The sequence below is a fragment of the Microvirga sp. GCM10011540 genome, assembly GCF_042650665.1.
Taxonomy (GTDB): Bacteria; Pseudomonadota; Alphaproteobacteria; order Rhizobiales; family Beijerinckiaceae; genus Microvirga; species Microvirga lenta.
In genome coordinates, this window is the sequence record NZ_JBHSBQ010000140.1 from 62,040 (window position 1) to 85,627 (window position 23,588).

Annotated in this window: 23 protein-coding genes; 9 read left to right on the forward strand and 14 right to left on the reverse strand. The window is 66.4% G+C overall.

Annotation, left to right across the window (positions count from 1 at the left end; all coding sequences use genetic code 11):
* The first annotated feature begins 52 nt into the window (after positions 1-52).
* Together guaB and ACFOYU_RS22735 are read left to right on the forward strand one after the other, a co-directional pair.
* Complete coding sequence (gene guaB, locus ACFOYU_RS22730) at positions 53-1,546, forward strand: IMP dehydrogenase (protein WP_226741840.1); 1,494 nt, start codon at positions 53-55, stop codon at positions 1,544-1,546.
* Between the two features lie 8 nt (positions 1,547-1,554).
* A complete protein-coding gene (locus tag ACFOYU_RS22735; protein ID WP_226741841.1) occupies positions 1,555-1,986 on the forward strand; it encodes an MAPEG family protein in 432 nt (143 codons plus the stop codon).
* A gap of 43 nt (positions 1,987-2,029) precedes the next feature.
* Here the strand turns inward: ACFOYU_RS22735 and ACFOYU_RS22740 are convergent, their stop codons facing one another.
* A complete protein-coding gene (locus ACFOYU_RS22740; protein WP_226741842.1) occupies positions 2,030-2,179 on the reverse strand; it encodes a hypothetical protein in 150 nt (49 codons plus the stop codon).
* Between the two features lie 123 nt (positions 2,180-2,302).
* Here ACFOYU_RS22740 and ACFOYU_RS22745 point away from each other — a divergent pair, with 123 nt between their 5' ends.
* From ACFOYU_RS22745 to ACFOYU_RS22760, 4 genes are read left to right on the forward strand one after another with little or no spacing between them, the layout of a single operon-like run.
* Positions 2,303-3,601 carry an RsmB/NOP family class I SAM-dependent RNA methyltransferase gene (locus ACFOYU_RS22745; RefSeq protein ID WP_377035329.1) on the forward strand — a complete coding sequence of 433 codons (1,299 nt, stop codon included), beginning with the start codon at positions 2,303-2,305 and terminating at the stop codon, positions 3,599-3,601.
* A 49-nt stretch (positions 3,602-3,650) separates the two neighbouring features.
* Positions 3,651-5,207, forward strand: coding sequence for a glutamine-hydrolyzing GMP synthase (guaA, locus tag ACFOYU_RS22750; RefSeq protein ID WP_377035330.1), 1,557 nt, complete (start codon positions 3,651-3,653; stop codon positions 5,205-5,207).
* A 4-nt stretch (positions 5,208-5,211) separates the two neighbouring features.
* On the forward strand, positions 5,212-5,568 hold the full coding sequence (locus ACFOYU_RS22755; RefSeq protein ID WP_377035331.1) for an ArsC family reductase: 357 nt from the start codon (positions 5,212-5,214) through the stop codon (positions 5,566-5,568).
* A 34-nt stretch (positions 5,569-5,602) separates the two neighbouring features.
* Positions 5,603-6,346 carry a hypothetical protein gene (locus ACFOYU_RS22760; RefSeq protein ID WP_377035332.1) on the forward strand — a complete coding sequence of 248 codons (744 nt, stop codon included), beginning with the start codon at positions 5,603-5,605 and terminating at the stop codon, positions 6,344-6,346.
* Between the two features lie 75 nt (positions 6,347-6,421).
* On the opposite strand, the gene ACFOYU_RS22765 is transcribed toward ACFOYU_RS22760, so the two are convergent.
* On the reverse strand, positions 6,422-8,323 hold the full coding sequence (locus tag ACFOYU_RS22765; RefSeq protein ID WP_377035333.1) for a TRAP transporter large permease subunit: 1,902 nt from the start codon (positions 8,321-8,323) through the stop codon (positions 6,422-6,424).
* 44 nt (positions 8,324-8,367) lie between these two features.
* Positions 8,368-8,994, reverse strand: a complete 627-nt coding sequence (locus ACFOYU_RS22770; RefSeq protein WP_377035334.1) for a TRAP transporter small permease subunit — start codon at positions 8,992-8,994, stop codon at positions 8,368-8,370.
* 317 nt (positions 8,995-9,311) lie between these two features.
* Between ACFOYU_RS22770 and ACFOYU_RS22775 the strand changes: the two genes are divergently transcribed.
* The 3 genes from ACFOYU_RS22775 (at position 9,312) to der (ending at position 12,112) form a co-directional block, all read left to right on the forward strand.
* Positions 9,312-9,905, forward strand: coding sequence for an NnrU family protein (locus ACFOYU_RS22775; RefSeq protein WP_226741849.1), 594 nt, complete (start codon positions 9,312-9,314; stop codon positions 9,903-9,905).
* Between the two features lie 165 nt (positions 9,906-10,070).
* Positions 10,071-10,742 carry a tetratricopeptide repeat protein gene (locus tag ACFOYU_RS22780; RefSeq protein WP_377035335.1) on the forward strand — a complete coding sequence of 224 codons (672 nt, stop codon included), beginning with the start codon at positions 10,071-10,073 and terminating at the stop codon, positions 10,740-10,742.
* Positions 10,743-10,765: 23 nt separating this feature from the next.
* On the forward strand, positions 10,766-12,112 hold the full coding sequence (gene der, locus ACFOYU_RS22785) for a ribosome biogenesis GTPase Der (protein ID WP_377035336.1): 1,347 nt from the start codon (positions 10,766-10,768) through the stop codon (positions 12,110-12,112).
* A 94-nt stretch (positions 12,113-12,206) separates the two neighbouring features.
* Here the strand turns inward: der and ACFOYU_RS22790 are convergent, their stop codons facing one another.
* The 11 genes from ACFOYU_RS22790 to rpsF form a co-directional block, all read right to left on the reverse strand.
* On the reverse strand, positions 12,207-12,950 hold the full coding sequence (locus tag ACFOYU_RS22790; RefSeq protein ID WP_377035337.1) for an SDR family NAD(P)-dependent oxidoreductase: 744 nt from the start codon (positions 12,948-12,950) through the stop codon (positions 12,207-12,209).
* 6 nt (positions 12,951-12,956) lie between these two features.
* The gene (gene purF / locus ACFOYU_RS22795; RefSeq protein ID WP_377035338.1) at positions 12,957-14,444 is read right to left on the reverse strand and encodes an amidophosphoribosyltransferase; all 1,488 of its coding nucleotides are present in this window, start codon (positions 14,442-14,444) and stop codon (positions 12,957-12,959) included.
* A gap of 113 nt (positions 14,445-14,557) precedes the next feature.
* Entirely contained in the window at positions 14,558-15,181 is a 624-nt protein-coding gene (locus ACFOYU_RS22800) for a CvpA family protein (RefSeq protein WP_226741854.1), read from the reverse strand.
* A gap of 252 nt (positions 15,182-15,433) precedes the next feature.
* Positions 15,434-16,684 (reverse strand): calcium-binding protein, encoded by a 1,251-nt coding sequence (locus ACFOYU_RS22805; protein WP_377035339.1) that lies wholly within the window; start codon positions 16,682-16,684, stop codon positions 15,434-15,436.
* 154 nt (positions 16,685-16,838) lie between these two features.
* A complete protein-coding gene (radA, locus tag ACFOYU_RS22810) occupies positions 16,839-18,239 on the reverse strand; it encodes a DNA repair protein RadA (protein WP_226741856.1) in 1,401 nt (466 codons plus the stop codon).
* Positions 18,239-19,402, reverse strand: a complete 1,164-nt coding sequence (alr, locus tag ACFOYU_RS22815; protein WP_377035340.1) for an alanine racemase — start codon at positions 19,400-19,402, stop codon at positions 18,239-18,241. Before alr ends, radA begins: the two co-directional genes overlap by 1 nt.
* Entirely contained in the window at positions 19,399-20,892 is a 1,494-nt protein-coding gene (locus tag ACFOYU_RS22820; RefSeq protein ID WP_226741857.1) for a replicative DNA helicase, read from the reverse strand. Before ACFOYU_RS22820 ends, alr begins: the two co-directional genes overlap by 4 nt.
* 267 nt (positions 20,893-21,159) lie before the next feature.
* Positions 21,160-21,723 (reverse strand): 50S ribosomal protein L9, encoded by a 564-nt coding sequence (rplI, locus tag ACFOYU_RS22825; protein ID WP_226741858.1) that lies wholly within the window; start codon positions 21,721-21,723, stop codon positions 21,160-21,162.
* A gap of 25 nt (positions 21,724-21,748) precedes the next feature.
* Positions 21,749-22,720, reverse strand: coding sequence for a DUF2232 domain-containing protein (locus tag ACFOYU_RS22830; protein ID WP_377035341.1), 972 nt, complete (start codon positions 22,718-22,720; stop codon positions 21,749-21,751).
* Positions 22,721-22,847: 127 nt separating this feature from the next.
* On the reverse strand, positions 22,848-23,102 hold the full coding sequence (gene rpsR, locus ACFOYU_RS22835; RefSeq protein WP_114769591.1) for a 30S ribosomal protein S18: 255 nt from the start codon (positions 23,100-23,102) through the stop codon (positions 22,848-22,850).
* Positions 23,103-23,104: 2 nt separating this feature from the next.
* Positions 23,105-23,515, reverse strand: coding sequence for a 30S ribosomal protein S6 (gene rpsF, locus ACFOYU_RS22840; protein WP_226741870.1), 411 nt, complete (start codon positions 23,513-23,515; stop codon positions 23,105-23,107).
* Positions 23,516-23,588 lie beyond the last annotated feature (73 nt).

Below are 23,588 nucleotides of genomic sequence, written 5' to 3' on the forward strand. Positions count from 1 at the left end.
TTCCAGCCGCTGCAAAGCCCCATCCGTTACCCATTGATTCAAGGAGTTGGCCATGGCCTCCATATTCGCCGATCGGCTCATCGAGGGACTGACCTTCGATGACGTGTTGCTTCGGCCCGGCCGCTCCGAGGTGCTCCCGGGCGATGTGGATATCGCGACCCGCCTGACCCGCACGATCAGCCTCAACCTTCCGATCATCGCCTCCGCCATGGATACGGTGACCGAGGCCAGGATGGCCATCGCCATGGCCCAGAACGGCGGCCTCGGAGTTATCCACCGCAATCTGGAGCCGGACGTCCAGGCCGAGCAGGTCCGCCTCGTGAAGCGCTACGAGTCCGGCATGGTGATGAACCCCATCACCATCCACCCGGACGAGACCCTTGCCGACGCGCTCGCCATGATGAAGCACAACGGCATCTCGGGCATCCCGGTGGTCGAGCGCGGCCCCGGCGGCTCCAAGGGCAAGCTGGTCGGCATCCTGACGAACCGGGACGTGCGCTTCGCCAACAACCCCAACCAGCCGGTCTCCGAGCTGATGACCAAGGACCGGCTCATCACGGTCCGCGAAGGGGTGAGCCAGGAGGAGGCGCGGAGGCTCCTGCATCAGTTCCGCATCGAGAAGCTCCTCGTCGTGGACGATCACTTCCGCTGCATCGGCCTCGTGACCGTCAAGGACATCGAGAAGCAGGTCGCCTATCCCAATGCCGCCAAGGACGAGCAGGGCCGCCTGCGGGTGGCGGCCGCCACGACGACCGGCGAACAGGGCTTCGAGCGCTCCGAGCGCCTTATCGACGCGGGCTGCGACGTGATCGTGGTCGACACGGCCCACGGCCACTCGGTGAAGGTGCTGGAAAGCGTCACCCGGGTGAAGAAGCTCTCGAACGCCGTCCAGGTGATCGCCGGCAACGTGGCGACCCGGGAAGGCGCCAAGGCGCTCATCGACGCGGGCGCGGACGCGGTCAAGGTCGGCATCGGGCCGGGCTCCATCTGCACCACCCGCATCGTGGCGGGCGTGGGCGTGCCCCAGCTCACCGCCATCATGGAGGCGGTCGAGGCCGCCGCCGAGGCGGATGTGCCGGTGATCGCCGACGGCGGCATCAAGGTTTCCGGCGACCTCGCCAAGGCGCTGGCGGCGGGCGCCTCATGCGCCATGGTCGGCTCCCTGCTCGCGGGCACGGATGAGACCCCCGGGGAGGTGTTCCTCTATCAGGGCCGCTCCTACAAGGCCTATCGCGGCATGGGCTCGGTGGGCGCCATGTCCCGCGGCTCGGCGGACCGCTACTTCCAGGCCGAGGTGCGCGACACGCTCAAGCTCGTGCCGGAAGGTATCGAGGGGCAGGTGGCCTACAAGGGCCCGGTCTCCGCGGTGCTGCACCAGCTCGCAGGCGGCCTTCGCGCTTCCATGGGCTATGTGGGCGCACCGAACCTCGCGGAGTTCCGCGAGAAGGCCCAGTTCATCCGCATCACCAATGCGGGCCTGCGCGAGAGCCACGTCCACGACGTGACGATCACGCGGGAAAGCCCGAACTACCCCACCCGCAGCTGAGCCGATCCATGAGCGTCACCTCCATTCTCCTGCCGGTCTTCGTCCAGGTCGCCCTGACCTTCTTCCTGCTTTTTTGGATGGGACGGTCGCGCATCTCCGTCATCAGATCGGGCGAGGTGAAGGTGAAGGACATCGCGCTCGGTGAGCGCAACTGGCCGCGGCAGACGCAGCAGGTGGTCAACACCTTCCACAACCAGTTCGAGCTGCCGGTTCTGTTCTATGTGCTGGTGGCGCTGGCGCTCGTGACCCGCAAGGCGGACCTGACCTTCGTGGTCCTGTCCTGGCTCTACGTGGCGACCCGGCTGGTCCATGCCTACATCTACGCCACGGTCAACAAGGTCTCCTGGCGCTTCCAGGTCTTCCTGATCGGCGCGCTGATCCTCATGCTGATGTGGGTGATCTTCGCGGTGCAGATCTTCGCGGCCGAGGCCGCCATCTGATCCGGGGGCGGGGTGGGCGTTGCGCCCACCCCGTTCCTGCAAACTACATCCGGCCGCTTTCGAGCTGGGTCTTGGCATCGTAGGCCTTGCGCGCCGGCGGGGTGAGATCGACGGCGGGCGGAGGCGTGGTGGCGCAGGCCGCGATTGCAAGAGTGAGACCGACAGCGACAATGCGAGTCAGACTGGTCAACATCGAGAAGGGCTCCAGAAAAGCAGCGCGCGGGATGCGCGCACGGCTCTGCTTTCGTGGCGCATCTGGATCGAAGCAAGGTAACATTGTGTCGAATATACGGCCAAGCTTGGGTGTGACTTTCCGATGACACCTGCCGCACGCATCTCCGCCGCCATCGAGGTTCTCGGCGATATCGAGACCCGTCGTCGCCCGGCTTCCGACGCCCTCAAGGATTGGGGCCTGTCCCACCGCTTCGCCGGCTCGAAGGACCGGGCCGCCATCGCGAGCCTCGTCTACGACGCCCTGCGCCGCAAGGCGTCCGCCGCCTGGATCATGGGGGACAGTTCTCCCCGGAGCGTCGTGCTCGGAATGCTGCGCCTCCAGCGCGGCCTCACGGTCGAACAGATCGCCGCTCTCTGTTCGGGCGAGCGCTTCGCCCCCGAACCTCTGACGGAGACGGAGCGGGAGCGGCTCGGGAGCGCCAGCCTCGACGAGGCCCCGGCCCATGTCGCGGGCGACTTCCCCGACTGGATCGCACCGTCCTTGAGCCGTCTCTTCGGCGAAGAGCTCGTGCCGGAACTCCAGGCCCTGACCGCCCGTGCGCCTCTCGACCTGCGGGTGAACGCGCTCAAGGTTCCGACCCGGGACGAGGCGCATGACGCGCTGCCCCATCTCGGCGCGGTCGAGACCCCGCTCTCGCCCTTAGGGTTGCGCATCGCCCCCAGCGAGGACGGTCGCGGCCCCGCCGTCCAGGCGGAGCCCGAATTCCTGAAGGGCTGGGTCGAGATCCAGGACGAAGGCTCGCAGCTCGCGGCCCTGCTCTCGGCCGTGAAGCCGGGCGAGCAGGTGGTGGACCTCTGCGCGGGCGGCGGCGGCAAGACGCTCGCTCTTGCCGCCATGATGGACAATCATGGGCAGATCTACGCCACCGACAACGACGCCCGCCGCCTCGCGCCCATCCATGACCGCCTGACGCGGGCAGGGGTCCGCAACGTCCAGGTCCGCACGCCGCGCGGCAAGGCGGATGCCGTTTCCGATCTCGACGGGCGCATCGACTGCGTTCTCGTCGACGCGCCCTGCACCGGCGTCGGCACCTGGCGGCGCAACCCGGACGCCAAGTGGCGCCTGCGCCCCGGCAGCCTTGAAACGCGCCTCAAGGAGCAGGCGGCGGTGCTCGACCGGGCTGCCTCCCTGGCGAGGCCGGACGGGCGGATCGTCTACATCACCTGCTCGATCCTGCCGGAAGAGAACGACGATGCGCTCTCAAGCTTCATGGAGCGCCACCCGGGCTTTGCTCCGGTTCCCGTCTCCGAGGTTCTGGAGGCCGCGGGCCTGAAGGACCTCGAAGGATCGGTCCGTCCGACCCTCCACGGGCTGCAGATGACGCCGCTCAGGACGGGCACTGACGGCTTTTACGTTGCTGTTTTGAGGCGAAGCCCGTAAGCGAGCCTCATCCCATTGTTGTCAGTTCCAACGCCGTAAGCACCGCGCCATGACCCAATCCCACGACAAGATCCTCATCATCGACTTCGGATCGCAGGTGACCCAGCTCATCGCGCGGCGCGTCCGCGAGGACGGCGTCTATTCCGAAGTCGTGCCGTTCCAGAAAGCCGCCGAGGCCATCCGGGAGATGAAGCCGAAGGGCGTGATCCTGTCCGGCGGACCGGAATCGGTGACGACCGATGCCTCGCCCCGCGCGCCGAAGGACCTGTTCGAGACCGGCCTGCCGGTCTTCGGCATCTGCTACGGCCAGCAGACCATGGCGGCGCAGCTCGGCGGGCAGGTCGAGGGCGGCCACCATTCGGAATTCGGCCGGGCCGAGGTCGAGGTGCTGACCGAGAGCCCGCTCTTCCAGGGCGTGTGGCAGGTCGGCAAGAAATATCCGGTCTGGATGAGCCATGGCGACCGGGTCACCAGGCTGCCCGAGGGCTTCGAGGTGCTGGCCAGGTCCGAGAACGCCCCCTTCGCCGTGGTGGCGGACGAGGCGCACAAGTTCTATGGCGTCCAGTTTCACCCGGAGGTGGTGCATACGCCGGAAGGCGCGCAGCTCATCCGCAACTTCGTCCGCGATATCGCGGGCTGCAAGGGCGACTGGACCATGAAGGCCTTCCGCGAGGAGGCCATCGAGCGCATCCGCGCCCAGGTCGGAACCGGCCGGGTGATCTGCGGCCTCTCGGGCGGCGTCGACTCGGCGGTGGCGGCGGTCCTCATCCACGAGGCCATCGGCGACCAGCTCACCTGCGTCTTCGTCGACCACGGGCTGCTGCGCGCGGCGGAGGCCGAGCAGGTGGTCACCCTGTTCCGGGATCACTACAACATCCCGCTGGTCCACGTGCAGGCGCAGGACCTGTTCATCGGGGCGCTCGAAGGCGTGTCCGATCCCGAGGTCAAGCGCAAGACCATCGGCAGGCTCTTCATCGACGTGTTCGACGAGGAGGCCAAGAAGATCGGCGGCGCCGACTTCCTGGCGCAGGGCACCCTTTATCCGGACGTGATCGAGAGCGTCTCGTTCACGGGCGGCCCGTCGGTGACCATCAAGAGCCACCACAACGTAGGCGGTCTCCCTGAGCGCATGAACATGAAGCTCGTGGAACCCCTGCGCGAGCTGTTCAAGGACGAGGTGAGGGTGCTGGGCCGCGAGCTCGGCCTGCCCGAGGCCTTCGTCGGCCGCCACCCGTTCCCGGGGCCGGGCCTCGCCATCCGCGTGCCCGGCGAGATCACCCGCGAGAAGCTCGACATCCTGCGCAAGGCGGATGCGATCTATCTCGATGAGATCCGCAAGGCCGGCCTTTATGACGAGATCTGGCAGGCCTTCGCCGTGCTGCTGCCGGTCAAGACCGTGGGCGTGATGGGCGACGGGCGCACCTACGACCATGTCTGTGCGCTTCGCGCCGTGACCTCGGTGGACGGCATGACGGCGGATTTCTACCCGTTCTCGATGCAGTTCCTCGGCCAGGTGGCCACCCGCATCATCAACGAGGTCAAGGGCATCAACCGCGTCACCTACGACATCACCTCGAAGCCCCCCGGCACCATCGAGTGGGAGTGAGCCGATGCCGACGTCATCCGCGACGCTCTACGGCATCAAGAACTGCGACACGGTGAAGAAGGCGCGCGCCTGGCTCGATGCCAACGGCGTGCCTTACGTGTTCCACGACTACAAGGCTCAAGGGATCGACCGGGCCCGGCTCGAGAGTTGGGTTCGCAGCCTCGGCTGGGAGACCCTTCTCAACCGCGCCGGCACCACCTTCCGCAAGCTCCCGGACGCCGACAAGACCGGCCTGGACGAGGGCAGGGCGCTCGCGCTCATGCTCGATCAACCCTCCATGATCAAGCGCCCCGTGCTCGACCTCGACGGCCGCCTCGTCGTCGGGTTCAAGGCGGAACAGTACGAGCAGGCGGTGCGCTGACCCGCGAAGAACAGGTCCGGTCCGGAGGAAGACCATGATCGCACGGCATGGAATCGGAGCGGCGGCTTTCGCGTTCCTCGGCGTTTTCGGGGCCGATGCCGCGATCGCGGAGAGTCCCGACTGCTTCCCGTTCGGTTCCGGGCTTGACAATCTCGGACCGGACGTGGATGTGCCCTTGGGGAAGGTGAACGACCTCTCCCCGCGGGTGAGGTTCGTGAAGCTCGGCGTTCTCCAGAAAGGCTGCCCCAACAGCAGCGCCGTCTGCCAGGACAAGGCCTATCTCGTTCCCGGCGACGAGGTGGTCGTCACCGGCAATTCGGGCGAATTCGTCTGCGTCAGCTATGCCGACCGCAAGGGGCGCACGACCTATGGATGGTTTCCCCGAGCCGCTGTGACACGGGTGGAGGATCCAGGGGCAGTCCGGAAAGGCGACTGGATCGGCGAATGGCGCAGCGGTCCCGAAAGTACGATCCGCATCGCGCCGGGGGCGCGGCCCGACGCCTTCAGGATCGAGGGGGATGCGACCTGGGGCGCCTTGGATCCCGGGCGCGTGGAGCGCGGCGGAGTCCATATCGGCACCCTGGAGGGAGAGACGCAGGCCGAGGGCGCGAGCCTCTCCTTCGGCATGGGCGAAAACGGCACGCTTCCCTTCGACGAGGCCGACGACGTGGATTGCAAGGTCCAGATGCGCCGCCTCGGTTCGTACCTGCTGGTGAAGGACAACGGAATGTGCGGCGGAGCGAACGTGACTTTCACGGGACTGTATCGCCGCAAGTAAGCCGCCGTTTCGATCCGTCCAACGAAAAGGGCAGGCCTTGGGGCCTGCCCTTTGTTTTTTGTTGCGACGTCCGCCTTACTGAATCTTCGGCGGCTCGTCGAAGTTGAGGCCGGGGAGGCCCGGCAGGCCGCCGGGCTCGCCGGGGGCGCCGAGGCCGGGGATCAGCAGCTCGTCGAGCTTCTGCTGCACCGCTTCCGGATCGACCACCGGGCCCGCCGCCTTGTAGTGCATCACGATCTGCGGGAAGAGCACGACGATCGCCACCATGATGAGCTGGATGCACACGAACGGCACCGAACCCCAGTAGATCTGGCCCGTGGTCACCGGCTCCATGCGCTTGCCGGTCACCCGGTCGACGTAAGGCACCTTCGGGGCCACCGAGCGCAGGAAGAACAGGGCGAAACCGAAGGGCGGGTGCATGAACGAGGTCTGCATGTTCACGCCCAGCATGACGCCGAACCAGATCAGGTCGATCCCGAGCTTCTCCGCCGCCGGTCCCAGGAGCGGGATGATGATGAAGGCCAGCTCGAAAAAGTCGAGGAAGAAGGCCAGGAAGAACACCAGGATGTTCACGAAGACCAGGAAGCCCACCTGACCGCCCGGGAGCGAGGTCAGCAGGTGCTCCACCCAGATATGGCCGTTCACGCCGTAGAAGGTGAGCGAGAACACGCGGGCGCCGATGAGGATGAAGAGCACGAAGGCGGAGAGCTTCGCGGTGGCCTCGGTGGCCTGACGGATGATGGTGAAGTTGAAGCGGTTGGGGTTGTTGTCGATCCTGCGCTTGGCCGCGGCCAGAAGCACGGCGCCGAGCGCCCCCATGGCGCCGCCCTCGGTCGGCGTCGCCAGACCGATGAAGATGGTGCCGAGCACGAGGAAGATCAGCAGGAGCGGGGGCACCATGACGAAGGTGACCTGCTCCGCCATCCGCGACATCAGGCGGAAGCCCGTGAAGCGCTCGATCAGGCCGACCGCGAGAGCGTAGACCGCGCCGGCAGCCACCATTTCCGTGGTGAGGGCGAGGGCCTCGTTGTTCTGCTGCTGCAGGAACAGGTAGAGGCCGACGAGAGCCGCCGTCACCACGACCGACCCGACGAGCCGCCGTGCGCCGAAGGCCTTGTTCATGAGCGCGCAGATCAGGGCCACCACCGTGCTGACGCAGATCGTGAGGATCACGAAGTCCGCACCCGCGCGAGTCTCGGTCTGGGACAGGACGTAGTAGCCGACGAGGCCCGAGAACAGGACGAGGACGCCGAGCTGCCAGACGCCGCGCGAGCCGTTGGGCTCACGGTAACCGATGGCCTCCAGCGGCAGTCCGGGCGCGGCCTTCGGGTTGATCATCGAGGCGAGGAAGATGTAGCTGGCGTAAAGGCCCGACAGGATGAGGCCCGGAAGGAACGCGCCCTCGTACATGTCGCCCACGGAGCGGCCGAGCTGGTCGGCCATGACGATGAGGACGAGGGAGGGCGGGATGATCTGGGCCAGGGTGCCCGATGCCGCGATGATGCCGGAGGCGAGGCGCCGGTCGTAGCCGTAGCGCAGCATGATCGGCAGCGAGATCAGGCCCATGGAAATGACGGAAGCGGCCACCACGCCCGTGGTGGCGGCGAGCAGGGCGCCCACGAACACCACCGCATAGGCGAGACCGCCGCGCACCGGGCCGAAGAGCTGCCCGATGGTGTCGAGCAGGTCCTCCGCCATGCCGGAGCGTTCCAGGATGTATCCCATGAAGGTGAAGAACGGGATCGCCAGCAGCACCTCGTTGGACATGGTGCCGTAGACGCGGTCCGGCATGGCCTGGAGGAGGGGCCAGGAGAGGTTGATGGTCTCCGGCGCCAGCGGGGCGAGCTCCACCGCGATGAAGAAGAACAGCAGGCCGTTGGCCGCCAGGGCGAAGGCGACCGGGTAGCCGAGGAGCAGGAAGACGACGAGCGCCACGAACATGATCGGCGCGAGGTTCTGGGCGATGAGCTCAGCCATGGACGGAAAACTCCGGAATACGAATAACAGGGCGCTCTACGGGGTCAGCGGATGCCGTCGCCCGGAGGTTCGCCGCCTGAAGTGGCGTTCTTCTCGGCCAGTTCTGCGATGAGCCGCTCCGCCTCCACTTCAGGGCTGTGGTGACCGGTCGCGGCATGCTCGTCGACGAGCTGGCCCCGCATGATCGCGATGCGCTTGATGAGTTCGCTCAGCCACTGGAGCGCCAGCGAGATGAACCCCAGGAGGATGAGGCCTTTCGCCGGCCAGATCAGCAGGCCGCCCGCGTTGGAGGAGACCTCGCCGGATTCGTAGGAGCGGATGAAGTAGGGCACCGAGAGGTAGAGCATCAGCGCCACGAAGGGGAACAGGAAGAACAGATGGCCGATCAGGTCGATCATGTCCCGTCCCCGCTTGGAGAGCTTGTTCGAGATGATATCGATGCGGATGTGCTCGTTGACCCTCAGGGTCCAGGCCGCGCAGAGCATGAAGACCGCGCCGAAGAGATACCATTGCAGCTCGAGCCAGGCGTTCGAGGAAACGCCGAAGAGACGCCGGATGATGGCGTTGATGGCCGAGACCAGGATCGCGATCACGATGGCCCAGGCCGCGGTCTTGCCGACGCGCTCGTTGATGGCGTCGATGATGCGGGATAGCTGAAGGAGCGCTGCCACCTGTCTTCCCCCCTGTCGTTATTGGTTTGAAATTGCAGCCTAGCTATCGGAGATGCTCCGGCTTCGCTAGTGCCGCAATAGTCTAATGAATGGTTCCGGGTCAGTAGCGGGGATACTTTCGTGTCGCAAGATACCCCGTTGTTAAAAGTTTAGGCAGCCCAAGGCTTTCCGGGAGAGCCGAAACTTGCGGGCAGGTCCGCTGCCGATCCTGCTTCCGGTATGCTGCAGGGCCACAAGTGAGCAGGCGAAGGGAGCAAGGCGGTGGTGGTGTCTTGCCGCAGGCGCGGCTATAAGAGCCTGACCTCAAGGGGGCGACCGTGACGCTGCTTGTTCTGGGCCTGATCGTTTTTCTCGGCACCCACGCCTTCAGCATGGCGCGAAAGAGCCGCGCCTCGCTGGTCGCAAGGTTGGGCGAGGGGCCGTACAAGGGATTGTACTCCCTGCTGTCGCTGGCGGGAATCGTGCTGATCTCCATCGGCTACGGGCAATACCGCGGGTCGGGCTACATCCCGGTGTGGGACCCGCCGGTCTGGACCCGCCACCTGGCGCTGCTCCTGGTCTGGTTCGCCTTCGTTTTCTTCGTGGCGGCCTATCTGCCCGGGCGGATCAAGCGGACCCTGAAGCATCCCATGCTCGCGGGCGTGAAGGTCTGGGCGCTGGCGCATCTCCTCGCCAACGGCGACCTCGGCTCCATCGTGCTGTTCGGGTCCTTCCTGGCCTGGGCGGTGGCGGCGCGCATCAGCGTGAAGCGCCGCGACGAGGCCGTTCCCCACGGGGCGCCCCTGGAGCCGCCAGCGGGCCTGCGGAACGACGCTCTCGCCATCGCCATCGGCACGGTCGTCTACATCGCCTTCGTGGTCTGGCTCCACCCGCTCCTGATCGGCGTCCCAGTCCTGCCCGGAGCGGCCTGAGCCGCCGGATCCTGCGCCGCAGGGCTTTTCTCGGGCCCGCGCCATCCCTATTGAAGGGTTTCAAGAAAAAAGCCTGCGATGCGATCGGCCTCTCGCCTTGGGCGGGGGCGTGTGCTAGGCGACCCACTTCGATGGAGGAGGCGGCCCCGAGGCCGCAGAACAAGTATGGCTCCGAAAGACGAGTTCATCCGCGAGGTCGACGAGGAATATCGCCGCGACCAGATGGCCCAGATCTGGAACCGCTACAGCGGTGTGATCATCGGCATTGCGCTTCTCGTGGTCGTCGCCGTCGGCGGCTGGCGCTACTGGCAGTACCGTCAGGAAACCCAATCCCAGGCGGCCGCCCTGCGCTACGAGGAAGCTCTGCAGCTGTCCCGCGAGGAAAAGAACCAGGAGGCGCAGGCCGCCCTGGAAGCCCTCGCGAAGGAAGACGGCAGCGGATACGGCTTCCTCTCCCGCTTCCGTCTCGCGGCCGAACTCGGAAGCCAGAACGCCGAGAACGGCGCGTCGGCCTATGAGGCCCTTGCCAACGATTCCAGCCTGAGCCCGCTCTGGCAGGATCTGGCGCGCCTGCGCGCCGCGTGGCTCCGGTTCGACACGGCGGATCCGGCGCAACTGCGCCCGGCCCTGGAGCGTTTGGCCGTGCCGACGAATGCATGGCGCCATTCCGCAAGGGAACTTCTTGGCCTCTCAGGCTTGAAAGCCAATGACATGGATTACGCCGGCCGGTGGTTCGACCAGATCGCGGCCGACCGCGAGACGCCCTCGGCTCTGAGGCAGCGCCTCGCGATCTACACCGCCCTGGTGGCTGGCGGCGCCGTTCAGGTCACGCAGTAGTTTACAAAAGGGAGAGGCAGGACATGACGCCTACCGTCGCCATTGTCGGGCGGCCGAATGTCGGCAAATCGACCCTGTTCAACCGCCTCGTCGGCAAGAAGCTCGCCCTCGTGGACGACCGACCGGGCGTGACCCGCGACCGGCGCGAAGGCGAGGCGCGTCTCGGCGACCTGGAATTCCGCATCGTCGACACGGCGGGGCTCGAGGAGGCGACGGAGGAATCGCTCCTTGGCCGCATGCGTGCGCAGACCGAAGCCGCCATCGGCGATGCCGACGTGATCCTCTTCGTCATCGACGCCCGCGTCGGCATCCTGCCCGCCGACCGGCCTTTCGCGGAGATGGTCCGCCGCTCCGGCAAACCCGTCATCCTCATCGCCAACAAGGCCGAGGGCGGCGCGGGCATGGCCGGGGCCTACGATGCCTTCTCGCTGGGCCTGGGCGATCCGATTCCCTTCTCGGCCGAACATGGCGAGGGTCTTGCCGATCTGTTCGAGGCCCTGATGCCTCACTTCCCCGAGCCCGACGAGGGCGAGGAAGACGAGGAGGATCCCAACAAGCCGCTCAAGGTCGCCATCGTCGGTCGCCCCAATGCGGGCAAGTCCACCCTCATCAACCGCATGGTGGGCGAGGAGCGGCTGCTGACCGGCCCCGAGGCCGGCATCACCCGCGATTCCATCTCTCTCGATTGGCAGTGGCGCGGCCGACCGATCAAGCTGTTCGACACGGCGGGGCTGCGCAAGCGGGCGCGGGTCGAGGACAAGCTGGAAAAGCTCTCCGTCGCCGATGCCCTGCGCGCCGTGCAGTTCGCCGAGGTCGTCGTCGTGCTGCTGGATGCGACGATTCCGTTCGAGAAGCAGGACCTCTCCATCGTCGATCTCATCGAGCAGGAGGGCCGCGCCCTCGTGATTGGCGTCAACAAATGGGATCTGGTGGCCGATCAGCCGGGCCTGCTGAAGGACCTCAAGGAAAAGGCCACCCGCCTGCTGCCGCAGGTGCGGGGCGCCCCCGTGGTGCCGGTCTCCGGCCTCGCCGGCAGCGGCATCGATCCGCTCATGAAGGCGGTCATGCAGGTCTACCAGACCTGGAACACCCGCATCTCGACCGCGCGGCTCAACCAGTGGCTCGGAGAGGCGATCGAGGCCAACCCGCCTCCGGCCGTCTCCGGACGCCGGATCAAGATCCGCTACATGACCCAGGTGAAGTCCCGACCGCCGCACTTCGCCATCTTCGGCAACCAGCTCGATGCCCTGCCGAAGAGCTACACCCGCTATCTGGTGAACGGCATCCGGGAAGCCTTCGAGCTTCCGGGCGTGCCGATCCGCGTGTCGCTCCGGATGGGGCAGAACCCGTTCGACAAGGGGCGGAAGTAGAAGCGCCGGGCTTCCTCCGCAGCCGGAATTCAGAGCCTGCGAACGAAAATGGCCGGGACGATGCCCGGCCATTTTTGCTGATGGGGTCTTTCGCTCAAGCCGGCATCTGCGGCTCGATCACCTTTCCACCGAGGGTGAAGTCGTAGATCTTGCCGGTCTCGTTCCAGCTCGGCAGGGCGAGCTTCACGAAATGGGGGGCGAGGTCTTCCGGCGTCTTCAGCGTCAGCGGGTCCTCTCCCGGCATCGCCGCGCGGCGCATGTTGGTGCGAAGCGCCCCGGGGCTCAGCAGCATGGCCTTGACCGGGGTGGTGACCGTCTCGGCGGCATAGGTGCGGACCAAGGCCTCGAGGGCGGCCTTCGAGATCGAATAGACGCCCCAATAGGCTTTGCACTTGTGGGCGGCGCCCGACGTCACGAAGACGGCCCGGCCAGCATCGGACGCGCGCAGCAGCGGATCCAGGGAGCGGATCAGGCGGTAATTCGCCGTGACGTTGATGGCCATCACCTCGTCCCAGACCGGCTGGTCGACATGGGTGATCGGGGCGAGTTCGCCCAGGATTCCCGCATTGCCGATGAGGATGTCGAGCTTGCCCCAGCGCTCGTAGATCGCGGCGCCCAGGCGGTCGATGGCCTCGAAGTCCTTGAGGTTTACCGGAACGAGAGTGGCCGTGGAGCCCTTGGCGCGGATCTCGTCGTCGAGCGACTCCAGTGCGCCCTGGGTGCGGGCGAGGGCGATGATGTGCGCGCCGGCCTCGGCCAGGGCGAGGGCCGCCGCGCGGCCGATGCCGCGCGAGGCGCCGGTGACGACCGCAACGCGGTTCGAGAGAGGCTTGTCCATGAGTCTTCAGTCGGCTTCGGCAAGAAGGGCGAGGCGGCGCGGGGTGGCCACGGTCAGGTCGGTCAGCGCGGTCGGATAGTCGCCGGTGAAGCAATGATCCGTGAATTGCGGCTGGTCCGGATTACGGCCCTCCTCGCCCATGGCCCGGTAGATGCCCTCGATGGACAGGAAGGCCAGCGAATCCGCGCCGATATATTCCCGCATCTGCTCGAGATTGTGGGTCGCGGCGAGCAGCTTTTCCTTCTCGGGCGTGTCGATGCCGTAGAAGTCCGGATGGGTGATCGGCGGGCTGGCGATGCGGAAATGGACCTCCTTGGCGCCGGCCTCGCGCATCATGCGCACGATCTTCACCGAGGTGGTGCCGCGCACCAGGCTGTCGTCCACGAGCACGATCCGCTTGCCCTCGATGGCCGAGCGGTTCGCCGAGTGCTTCATGCGCACGCCGAGCTCGCGCACCGACTGGGTCGGCTGGATGAAGGTGCGGCCGACATAGTGGTTGCGGATGATGCCGAGCTCATAGGGCAGGCCGCAGGACTGGGCGAAGCCCAGGGCCGCCGGCACGCCGGAATCCGGCACCGGAATGACCACGTCCGCATCGGCCGGGGCTTCCCGGGCCAGCTCGCGGCCCATGCCCTTGCGCACCTCGTAGACGCTCTTGCCGTTCACGATGGAATCGGGACGGGCGAAATAGATGTATTCGAAGATGCAGGGGCGGGGCGCCTGCTTGGGCGCGAAGCGGAAGGACTCGATGCCCTCGTCCGAGATCACCACGCATTCTCCGTTCTCGATGTCGCGGACGAAGCGGGCGCCGATGATGTCGAGGGCGCAGGTCTCGGAGGTGAGGATGTAGCGGCCGTCGAGTTCGCCCAGCACCAGCGGGCGGATGCCCAGCGGGTCGCGGGCGCCGATCAGCTTCTTGTTGGTCAGGGCCACGAGGGCATAGGCCCCCTCGATCTTCTGGATCGCCTCGACGAAGCGGTCGACGACCCGGTCCTGCCGGCTGCGGGCGACCAGGTGGACGATCACCTCCGTATCGGTGGTGGACTGGCAGATGGCGCCGTCGCGGATGAGGTTGCGCCGCAGGGTGAGGCCGTTGGTGAGGTTGCCGTTGTGGGCCACCGCGAAGCCGCCGCCGTCAAGCTCGGCGAAGAGAGGCTGCACGTTGCGCAGCACGGTCTCGCCGGTGGTGGAATAGCGCACGTGGCCGATGGCCGAGAGGCCCTCCAGGCGCTCGATGATCGCCCGGTCGGAGAAGCTGTCGCCGACGAGGCCGAGCCGGCGCTCGGAATGGAAGACGTGGCCGTCGAAGGAGACGATGCCCGCCGCCTCCTGGCCGCGATGCTGGAGGGCATGGAGACCGAGCGCGGTAATGGCCGCCGAATCCGGGTGGCCGTAGATGCCGAACACGCCGCATTCTTCGCGCAGGGTATCGCCGTCGAGGTCGAGGTCCACCTGCTTCGGTTGGACCTGCCACGTCTCAGACAGAGCAGCCATCATCTTTTCCTTGGGTGCACGCCACACCAACGGCGTGAGAGCGCTATGTAGTGACTCTCAAACCGTTAGCCAATGTCTATTCCTGTCGCCCCCCGATGCGCGAGCCGAATGGCTCAGCCGCGGCGCGGGGGAGGCTGGGTCGCAGGGGCCGGAGCGCCCGGCGCCGCCGGGGCCGTGCCGCGCTGCGGATCGGGCTCGACCGGCTCGGCGGGTTCCGCATCCGGGGCGCCGCGCTCCCGCAGCCGCTGGATCAGGGCTTCCGCGTTTTCCGGCAGCATGGCGATGATGCTGTCCCGCGTATCCTCCATGGCCGGCCGGGTGCGCGAAGCCGTGGCCCATTCTGGGTTCTTGCCCTGGAGCAGCCAGCTCATGAAGGCCCAGCCGATCACGCAGATCAGGAAGCCGCGTGCCGCGCCGAAGACCAGGCCCAGGGTCCGGTCCAGGGCGCCGATCCGGGAATCGAGGATCAGGTCGGAGATCTGGACCGTGATGATGGACACGACGATGAGGGTGATGACGAAGATGCCGCCGATGGCGGCCACCAGCGCGACCGTGTTGCTGCTGATGTATTGCTGCGCCAGGGGCAGGGCCATCGGGTGCAGGTACCAGGCTGCCGCAGCGGCCACCAGCCAGGCGACGATCGCGAGCACCTCGCGCGTGAAGCCGCGCACCGCAGCCAGGAGCGCCGAGATGATGACGACGCCGATGACGACCAGATCCAGAACCGAAAAGGACATAAGCCAAGCCTACGCAGAGAACAGGGTGGGGCCGCATTCGCGGGTTCAGGGCTCGGGCTGTATACCCTCAAGAATGCGGTTCGTCACCCCACGGCTGTCGGAAGCTTGGCCGACTTAGGAGCCAAGTCTTCGGACCGGCCCCGAACCTTGTGAACGCGGGCGGTCGCAGGGCCGCGCGAAGCGCCGGACAGGCATGGAAAAACCCCGGCGGAGGGCCGCCGGGGTTCGGTTCGTTTGCGGCAGGGCCGGCGATCAGATGAACAGGAAGTCGTCCGCCGTGATGGTGGTGCCGGGCTTCACCTTCAGGATCTCGATGCCCTTGGCCTTGCCCGAGCCGTCCACGTCCAGATAAACCACGCCCTTCTTCTTGTCGTAGGTGACGAAGTCGTTGACGTCCTTCGGCTTGCCGATCTTGAAGAACTTCTTGTCGAGCTTGCCTTCCTTGAACACCTTGTCGAGCCCGACCGAGACCTTCTTCTTGTCCGGCTTGCCCATGTCGTCCTTGCCCTTGCCCTTCTTGGCGAAGGCCAGCAGGTCCTTCTTCAGGCTCTTGACCTTGAACGACTTGAGGGCCGAGAGGTCGAACTGCAGGGTGTCGTCGGCGGAGACGAAGTCCTTCACGTGGTCGAACTGCCCCTTCTTCGCGCGGCTGTCGAACACGAAGGTGTCCATGCCCGCGCCGCCATAGAGCTGGTCCTTGCCGGCGCCGCCGTTGATGATGTCGTCGCCGCCCAGGCCGAAGATCTTGTCGTTGCCGGAGAGGCCGTTGAGAACGTCGGCGCCCTCCGTGCCGGAAAGCCGGTCGTTCTTCGGCGTGCCGTTGGTGGGGGCGGGCACGGGCGCAGGGTTGTCCGGAGGCGTCGTTCCGCCGTCCGTGACCGTGATCGTAATTCTTTCCGATCTCGACAGACCCTCACTGTCTTTCACCTGGACCCACAAGTCGTGTGTGCCAACCTGAGCTTCGCCCAGAGCCGCCTTCAGGACGATCTTATTGTTCTCGATCTTGAAGAAGGGATGGTTGAGGGGCGTGTTGTAACCGGTGTGGTCGACCAGGATGTATGTGTGGGAATCGTTGGCGTCCTGATCAACGGCAGACAGGGTCGCAACTTCGTCTCCGACAGCCGCCGTATCCGAAATCGTGCCGCCGCTAACATCGATGCCGGTAGGATTATCATTCCCATCCGTTACATTGATCGTGAAGGACGACGTTTGAAGTGTCGTTCCGTTGGCGCCCATGGCTTTGATGGTGAGCGGGAACCTGTTGAGGTTGGCATTCTCGAAGTCGATCTCACCACCGAGAGCTTTCAGAAGGTACTGTCCCTCGGAATACTGGACGAAGAAGATATTGTGCCCGTACTCCCCGCTATAGTTGTTCTCGATCACGAAGCCGGTTAGCGTCTCGCCCTCTGCCAGGCCGCTTACGGTGAGAATGCCGACCGTTTCATGGGAACTATAGTATGATTCCTGAACGTCTGTGCTTGAGAGATTGATCGTAATAGTCATGCCGGTTTCCTCCATCGGGCCTATTGCGCCTGTCTCTCCACAGTTCTGCATTCGACTGGTGCGAGGAGTGGCTAGGCTGGCAGCATGACGTATACGTTATAAAATTCCTATGAATCAAATCGGCTGAATGGCCTAGGCTTGAAATGGTTCATATTCACGAGGCCTTCCGCCGCCTCGCGGCAATTCCCGCCACCAGATCCGTAATGTGCCCGATGGCTGAGGCCGGGAGCGGGAGGCGTTCCTTGCCTTTCTTGTCGGCGCGCGGCGCAGGTGAGACTGCGTTGGAGAAGCCGAGCTTGGCGGCTTCCTTCAGGCGCGCCTGTTCCTGGGCCACCGGACGGATGGCGCCGGAGAGGCCCATTTCGCCGAAATAGACCGTGTCGGGCGGGAGCGGATTGCCCGACAGGGATGAGACGAGGGCGGCGGCTGCGGCGAGATCCGCTGCGGGCTCCGTGATGCGCAGGCCGCCGGCGACGTTGAGGTAGACGTCGTGCATCCCGAGCTTGAGCCCGCCATGGGCCTCCAGCACCGCCAGCACCATGGAGAGCCGGTTCTGGTCCCAGCCGACGACCGCGCGGCGCGGATTGCCGAGGGAGGTGGGCGCCACGAGGGCCTGGATCTCCACGAGGAGCGGGCGCGTGCCCTCCATTCCCGCGAAGACGGCGGTGCCCGGGGTGGCGAGGTCGCGCCCCGCGAGGAACAGCTCCGACGGATTGGGCACTTCGCGCAGGCCCTGGTCCGACATCTCGAACACGCCGATCTCGTCGGTGGGGCCGAAGCGGTTCTTCACGGCGCGCAGGATGCGGAAATGGTGGCCGGTATCGCCCTCGAAGGAGGCCACCGCATCCACCATGTGCTCGACCACGCGCGGACCCGCGATCTGCCCGTCCTTGGTGACGTGGCCGACGAGGATGACGGCAGTGCCCGAGGTCTTGGCGAAGCGGATCAGCGCCTGGGCGCTGCCGCGCACCTGGGTCACGGTGCCGGGGGCCGATTCCACGGTCTCGGTCCACATGGTCTGGATCGAGTCGATGATGGCGAGCGCCGGGCGCGGGCCCTGGGTCAGGGTCGCGACGATGTCCTCCACATTAGTTTCGGAGGCGAGCTCGACGGGAGCGTTGGCGAGGCCGAGGCGTTCGGCCCGGAGCCTGACCTGCGCCACGGCCTCCTCGCCCGAGATGTAGACGACCCGGTGCCCCCGATTGGCGAGGGCGGCGGTGGCCTGCATCAGAAGCGTGGACTTGCCGATGCCGGGATCGCCGCCGAGCAGGATGACGGAGCCGTGCACGAAGCCGCCGCCGGTCACCCGGTCGAGCTCGGCGATGCCGGACGCCACGCGCGGCGCCTCCTTGGCCTCTCCGGCGAGACCCTCGAGGGGGAAGACCCGTCCCTTGGCGCGGGAGGGGCGCGTGGCGACCGGGCCGACCATGGGATTGGCCGAGCCCGTTTCCTCGACGATGGTGTTCCACCCGCCGCAGGCCTCGCACTTGCCCTTCCAGCGGTTGTAGACGGCGCCGCAGCTCTGGCAGGCGAAGGAGGGTTGACGCTTCGCCATCAGCCTTCTCCTCCGCGATAGGTGCGGGTATAGCGGGGGCCGAGGCCGGTGAGGATCTCGTAGCCGATGGTGCCGGCCCGGCGGCCGACCTCGTCCACCGTGAGGGTCCCGCCGATCAGGGTGACGGTGTCGCCGCGCTTCACCCGGCCCGCCACCTCCGTCACGTCCACCGCGATCAGGTCCATGGAGACGTTGCCCGCGAAGGGGCAGGGGTGGCCGGCGACGAGCGCCATGCCGGCCAGCACCGTCTCGCCGCTGTTGCCGCGGTTGCTGGCCGAGCGGGGATAGCCGTCCGCATAGCCCACGGAGATGGTGGCGACGCGGCGCCTTTCGAGGGCGGTCCAGCGGCCGTTATAGCCCACGGTCTCATCCGGCTCGATCCAGCGCAGCTGGACGATGCGCGCCTTAAGCCCGACGACCGGGCGCATGGGATTGTCCCGGTCCGGTGTGGGGTTGCCGCCATAGAGCGCATAGCCCGGCCGCACGAGATCGAAATGCGGCTTCGCGGCCAGGAAGATGCCGGAGGAATTCGCCAGCGAGGCCGGAAGCCCGGGCAGGGTCTGCCGGACCGCCTGGAAGGCTTCGATCTGGCGCCGGTTCAGCGGATTGTCGCTCTCCTCCGCGCTCACGAAATGGCTCATGAGCAGGGCGGGTTCGAAATCCTTCAGCTCGGGCCTGTCCTTGAGGACCAGGCCCTCCCGCACGGTGAGGCCGAGCCTGTTCATGCCCGTATCCACGTGGACGGCCGCCTTGAAGCGCCGCCCCTGCGCGCGGCAGAACCCCGCCCATTCCTCGATCTCCTCCGAGGAGCCGAGAACGGGACGCAGGTCGTGATCGGCGTAGGCGGGGCCGGTGCCTGCGAGAAGGCCGTTGAGCACGTAGATGGCGGCACCGGGCGCCGCCGCGCGGGCGCGGATCGCCTCGCTCAGATGCGCGACGAAGAAGGTGCCGCAGCCGGCGCGCTGGAGAGCCGGGACTGCCTGCTCGATGCCGGTGCCGTAGGCATCGGCCTTGACGACGGCAGCCGTCTCCGACCCGGCGGCCTGCTCCCGCAGGGCGCGCCAGTTCGAAGCCAGGGCATCGAGATCGATCTGGAGGAGGCCGCCGGCCGCGTTTTCGGGAATGCGGCCCTGCGGGTCTGTTGGTACGGAAACTCTGTTCAATCGCCCATCCGTTCAGGGAGTTTGTCTTCGTCCGCCAGGTTGGTGAAGCGGGTGATGTCGGCCTGGAAGGCGAGCTGCACGGTACCGGTCGGTCCGTGACGCTGCTTGCCGATGATGACCTCCGCCTTGCCGTGGACCTGGTCCATTTCGGCCTGCCACTTGAAGTATTCCTCGGTGCCGGGCTTCGGCTCCTTGTTCTTCAGATAATACTCCTCGCGGTAAACGAACATGACCACGTCGGCGTCCTGCTCGATCGAGCCCGATTCACGCAGGTCCGCGAGCTGCGGCCGCTTGTCGTCGCGGGCCTCCACCTGACGGGAGAGCTGGGACAGGGCGATCAGCGGGACCGAGAGCTCCTTGGCGAGCGCCTTGAGGCCCGTCGTGATTTCGGTCAGCTCCTGCACGCGGTTCTCGCCCTTCTTGGACGAGCCGGAGAGGAGCTGAAGGTAGTCGACGATCAGCACGTCGAGGCCGCGCTGCCGCTTGAGGCGGCGGGCGCGGGCCGCGAGCTGCGCGATGGAGATGCCGCCGGTCTGGTCGATGTAGAACGGGATCGACTGCATCTCCCGGGCGGCTTCGGTGATCTTGTAGAAATCGTCCTCCCGCATGTCGCCGCGGCGGATCTTGTAGGAGGGGACGCCGGACTGCTCGGCGATGATACGGGTCGCGAGCTGCTCGGCCGACATTTCGAGGGAGAAGAAGCCGACGATGCCGCCATTCACGGTCTTGAGACTGCCGTCCTGCTGCTTCTCGGCCTGGTAGGCCTTGGCGATGTTGAAGGCGATGTTGGTGACGAGCGATGTCTTACCCATCGCCGGACGTCCCGCCAGGATGATCAGGTCGGAAGGCTGGAGCCCGCCGAGGGTCCGGTCCATGTCGATGAGGCCGGTCGAGATGCCCGAGAGCGCGCCCTCGCGCTTGTAGGCCGCCGCCGCCATGTCGATGGCTGCTGTGAGGGCGTCCGAGAAGCGCTGGAAGCCGCCGTCGTAGCGGCCCGATTCCGCCAGTTCGTAGAGCCGGCGCTCGGCATCCTCGATCTGCTCCCGCGGCGGGCTGTCGACGGGTGAGTCGTAGGCGACGTTCACCATGTCCTCGCCGATGCCGATGAGCTTGCGGCGGATGGCGAGGTCGTAGATCGTGCGGCCGTAATGCTCGGCGTTGATCACCGTCGTGGCCTCGCCCGCGAGGCGGACCAGGTACTGGTAGGGGGTCGTGCCGCCGAGATCCTGGTCGCCCAGGAAGGTCTTCATGGTGATCGGGGTCGCGATCTTGCCGGCCTTGATGAGATCGGTCGCGACCTCGTAGATCCGCCGGTGCAGATCCTCGATGAAGTGCTCGGCGAGGAGGAAGTCGGAAACCCGGTAATAGGCGTCGTTGTTAACGAGGATCGCGCCCAGAAGCGCCTGTTCGGCATCGATGTTGCTCGGCGGCGCGCGATATTGCGGCTCGGCAGCCTCAATGCGGGCGATCAGGGCGTTGGCGGTGGCCATCTGGCGCTCCGTAAACGAGGGAAGGGGTTGCGGTCTTCTTAGCGGGATTCCGCTACCGAAAGGTGACCGGCCGGACACAGATTAAGACTCCTGCCCAATCCGGTTCTCTTGTCCTCATTGTCCTCGATTCTCACACGACGCACCTTTTCGCGGACGGCCTCGCTTGACTCCCCGGCCTGCGCAGCCGCCAACGAAAAAGCGCTCCCCATCGAATCGATGGGAAGCGCCATTTTAGAACAAAACGAGAACTCTAACAACCGTAGCCGATTAGAGCTCGACGTCTCCGGCATCCGCCAGAGCCGCGCCGACCTCGAGGCCGAGATCGTCGAGGTTGGTCTCCTCGCGGGTGCTGACGGCTTCGCCGCGAGCCTGGCGCTCGGCCTCTTCGGGGCTGCGGGCGACGTTGATCGTCACCTGGACCTCGACCTCCGGGTGGAGCGAGACCGGCACGGCGTGCAGGCCCAGCGTCTTGATCGGCTGGTTGAGGACGACCTGGTTGCGGTCGACGGTGAAGCCGCCGGCCGTCATGATCTCGGCGAGGTCGCGGGTCGAGACCGAACCGTAGAGGACGCCCGTCTCGCCGGCCTGGCGGATGATGGTGAAGCTCTGGCCGTCCAGCTTCTCGCCGACGGCTTCGGCTTCCTTGCGGCGCTCGAGGTTGCGGGCCTCGAGTTGGGCGCGCTGAGCCTCGAAGTGCTCCTTGTTGGCCTTGGTGGCGCGCAGGGCCTTGCCGCGGGCCAGGAGGTAGTTGCGTGCGTAGCCCGGACGGACCTTGACGGTCTCGCCCATCTGGCCGAGCTTGGCGACGCGCTCGAGAAGGATCACTTCCATCTGTTTTCTCCTTTGACGTTCGTGATCAGGTTGAAAGGGTCGGAGGCTGCCTCGGTCCCGCCTTGCCGGATCCGAACCGGTGGCGGAGGCCGAAAACACTGTCGGCGATGCCGAACAGGGACAGGGGCACCAGCAGGAGTCCCTGGGTCATGAAGACGAGCACGTAGAGGCCCGTCAGCAGGAAGAGGCGGGCCGGCTTCCCGCGGGTGCGGTCGTGGATGGCCGCCAGCCCCTGCAGGGCGAAAGCCATGAACAGCGCGCCCGCGAGGGCAAAGCCGAAGACGCCGATGAAGCCGTCGATCATGGCGAGGCCGATGGCGACGACCAGAAGCAGGGCCACCCGGCGCGGCATCTGGAGTTCCGGAACCTCCGGCCAGGGGCGGGGCAGCCGCTTGGACAGCAGCACGATCCTGCCCGCGGCCCAGAGGTACAGGGCCAGGACGGTGGTGAAGCCCTGCGCCGAAAGGAACGGGGTCGCCCGGGCGAAGGCGTCGATCAGCTCTCCCCGCTCCGCCGCGTCGGCCGCCTCTTCGCCGCCGGGCGGGAATTGCAGGTTGATGAAGGCTTCCGAGATTTCGCGGGCATTCCCGAAGAACGCGTCGTAATCGCCCCCCGTCGAGATGACGGCCGTCGCCACGATGGTGAGCGCCGCCGTCCCGGCGACCCAGGCTAGGAGCCGCCCGAGCGGATACCACTCGATGGTCCCGTCCGCGGCGGGGCGGCCGAGGAGGGCGAGATAGGCCAGCCACCAGGCCGGCAGGGCGGTGACGACCGCGAAGCCGAGGCCGCTCAGAGGAGACAGGAAAGCCGCGATCGCAAGGCCGCCCACGACGGCGGCGACGAGGCCGGACCGGTGGTTCCAGCCGAGGGAGACGATCAGGACGGGAATGGGGGCAAGCAGATACAGGACGGCCGCCAGCGGTGTCGCCTTGACGACGACTGCCGTGAGAAGGGCCGAGACGAGGCCCGCGCCTATGCCTGTAACGACGAAATTCATGGTCTCGCTGTCCCGCTGCTCATTGCAGGGTTAGGGGCCTCTTGCCCCAGCTGACCCGGCGGATTTGCACCGACGGGCGACGTCACGGGAAAAGCGGGCCGCCTCTCGGCGGCCCGCCTCGATGGTCTTAGCGGATCACGTAGGGCAGCAGGCCCAGGAAGCGGGCGCGCTTGATCGCCTGGGCGAGCTCACGCTGCTTCTTGGCCGAGACGGCCGTGATGCGCGAAGGAACGATCTTGCCGCGCTCCGAGATGTAGCGGGACAGAAGCTTCGTGTCCTTGTAGTCGATCTTCGGAGCGTTCGGGCCCGAGAACGGGCAGGTCTTACGACGACGGAAGAAAGGACGACGGCCGCCGCCGGCGCCACCAGCACCAAATGCCATGATTAAGCCTCCTCGCCTTCGTTGCCGCCGCCGAAGCCAGCGCCGTCACCGTCGCGCTCGCGGCGCTCGCGGTCCTTGCGCTCGTCGCGGTCGCGCTTCTGCATCATCACGGACGGCTCGGTCTCGAGCTCGTCGACGCGGATGGTCATGAAACGAAGGATGTCTTCGTTGATGCGCATCTGACGCTCCATCTCGGCCACCGCCTGAGCGGGGGCGCTGAGGTTGAACATCGTGAAATGCGCCTTGCGGTTCTTCTTGATGCGGTAGGCGAGGGACTTCACGCCCCACATCTCGGTCTTCTCGACAGTGCCGCCATTCTGCTGAATGACGTCCTTGTACTGGTCGACCATTGCTTCGACCTGCTGGGACGTCACGTCCTGGCGAGCCAGAAAGATATGCTCGTAGAGAGGCATAGTGGGCCTTTCTCAGGTTTGGGTTCAGGCTCTGGATTCGGGTGAATGCCGTGAGCCGGTTTCGCGCGTCCGA

Excerpts from the sequence above, each read along its gene's own strand:
- ACFOYU_RS22735 (WP_226741841.1), top strand. The coding sequence starts at position 1,555 with ATGAGCGTCACCTCCATTCTCCTGCCGGTCTTCGTCCAGGTCGCCCTG.
- purF (WP_377035338.1), bottom strand. The coding sequence starts at position 14,444 with ATGGCTGCTCTGTCTGAGACGTGGCAGGTCCAACCGAAGCAGGTGGAC.
- ACFOYU_RS22790 (WP_377035337.1), bottom strand. The coding sequence starts at position 12,950 with ATGGACAAGCCTCTCTCGAACCGCGTTGCGGTCGTCACCGGCGCCTCG.
- ACFOYU_RS22820 (WP_226741857.1), bottom strand. The coding sequence starts at position 20,892 with ATGGCCACCGCCAACGCCCTGATCGCCCGCATTGAGGCTGCCGAGCCG.
- der (WP_377035336.1), top strand. The coding sequence starts at position 10,766 with ATGACGCCTACCGTCGCCATTGTCGGGCGGCCGAATGTCGGCAAATCG.
- rplI (WP_226741858.1), bottom strand. The coding sequence starts at position 21,723 with ATGGAAGTGATCCTTCTCGAGCGCGTCGCCAAGCTCGGCCAGATGGGC.
- guaA (WP_377035330.1), top strand. The coding sequence starts at position 3,651 with ATGACCCAATCCCACGACAAGATCCTCATCATCGACTTCGGATCGCAG.
- ACFOYU_RS22760 (WP_377035332.1), top strand. The coding sequence starts at position 5,603 with ATGATCGCACGGCATGGAATCGGAGCGGCGGCTTTCGCGTTCCTCGGC.
- guaB (WP_226741840.1), top strand. The coding sequence starts at position 53 with ATGGCCTCCATATTCGCCGATCGGCTCATCGAGGGACTGACCTTCGAT.
- ACFOYU_RS22780 (WP_377035335.1), top strand. The coding sequence starts at position 10,071 with ATGGCTCCGAAAGACGAGTTCATCCGCGAGGTCGACGAGGAATATCGC.
- ACFOYU_RS22765 (WP_377035333.1), bottom strand. The coding sequence starts at position 8,323 with ATGGCTGAGCTCATCGCCCAGAACCTCGCGCCGATCATGTTCGTGGCG.
- radA (WP_226741856.1), bottom strand. The coding sequence starts at position 18,239 with ATGGCGAAGCGTCAACCCTCCTTCGCCTGCCAGAGCTGCGGCGCCGTC.
- ACFOYU_RS22805 (WP_377035339.1), bottom strand. The coding sequence starts at position 16,684 with ATGACTATTACGATCAATCTCTCAAGCACAGACGTTCAGGAATCATAC.
- ACFOYU_RS22800 (WP_226741854.1), bottom strand. The coding sequence starts at position 15,181 with ATGTCCTTTTCGGTTCTGGATCTGGTCGTCATCGGCGTCGTCATCATC.
- ACFOYU_RS22745 (WP_377035329.1), top strand. The coding sequence starts at position 2,303 with ATGACACCTGCCGCACGCATCTCCGCCGCCATCGAGGTTCTCGGCGAT.
- rpsR (WP_114769591.1), bottom strand. The coding sequence starts at position 23,102 with ATGGCATTTGGTGCTGGTGGCGCCGGCGGCGGCCGTCGTCCTTTCTTC.
- rpsF (WP_226741870.1), bottom strand. The coding sequence starts at position 23,515 with ATGCCTCTCTACGAGCATATCTTTCTGGCTCGCCAGGACGTGACGTCC.
- ACFOYU_RS22830 (WP_377035341.1), bottom strand. The coding sequence starts at position 22,720 with ATGAATTTCGTCGTTACAGGCATAGGCGCGGGCCTCGTCTCGGCCCTT.
- ACFOYU_RS22740 (WP_226741842.1), bottom strand. The coding sequence starts at position 2,179 with ATGTTGACCAGTCTGACTCGCATTGTCGCTGTCGGTCTCACTCTTGCA.
- ACFOYU_RS22755 (WP_377035331.1), top strand. The coding sequence starts at position 5,212 with ATGCCGACGTCATCCGCGACGCTCTACGGCATCAAGAACTGCGACACG.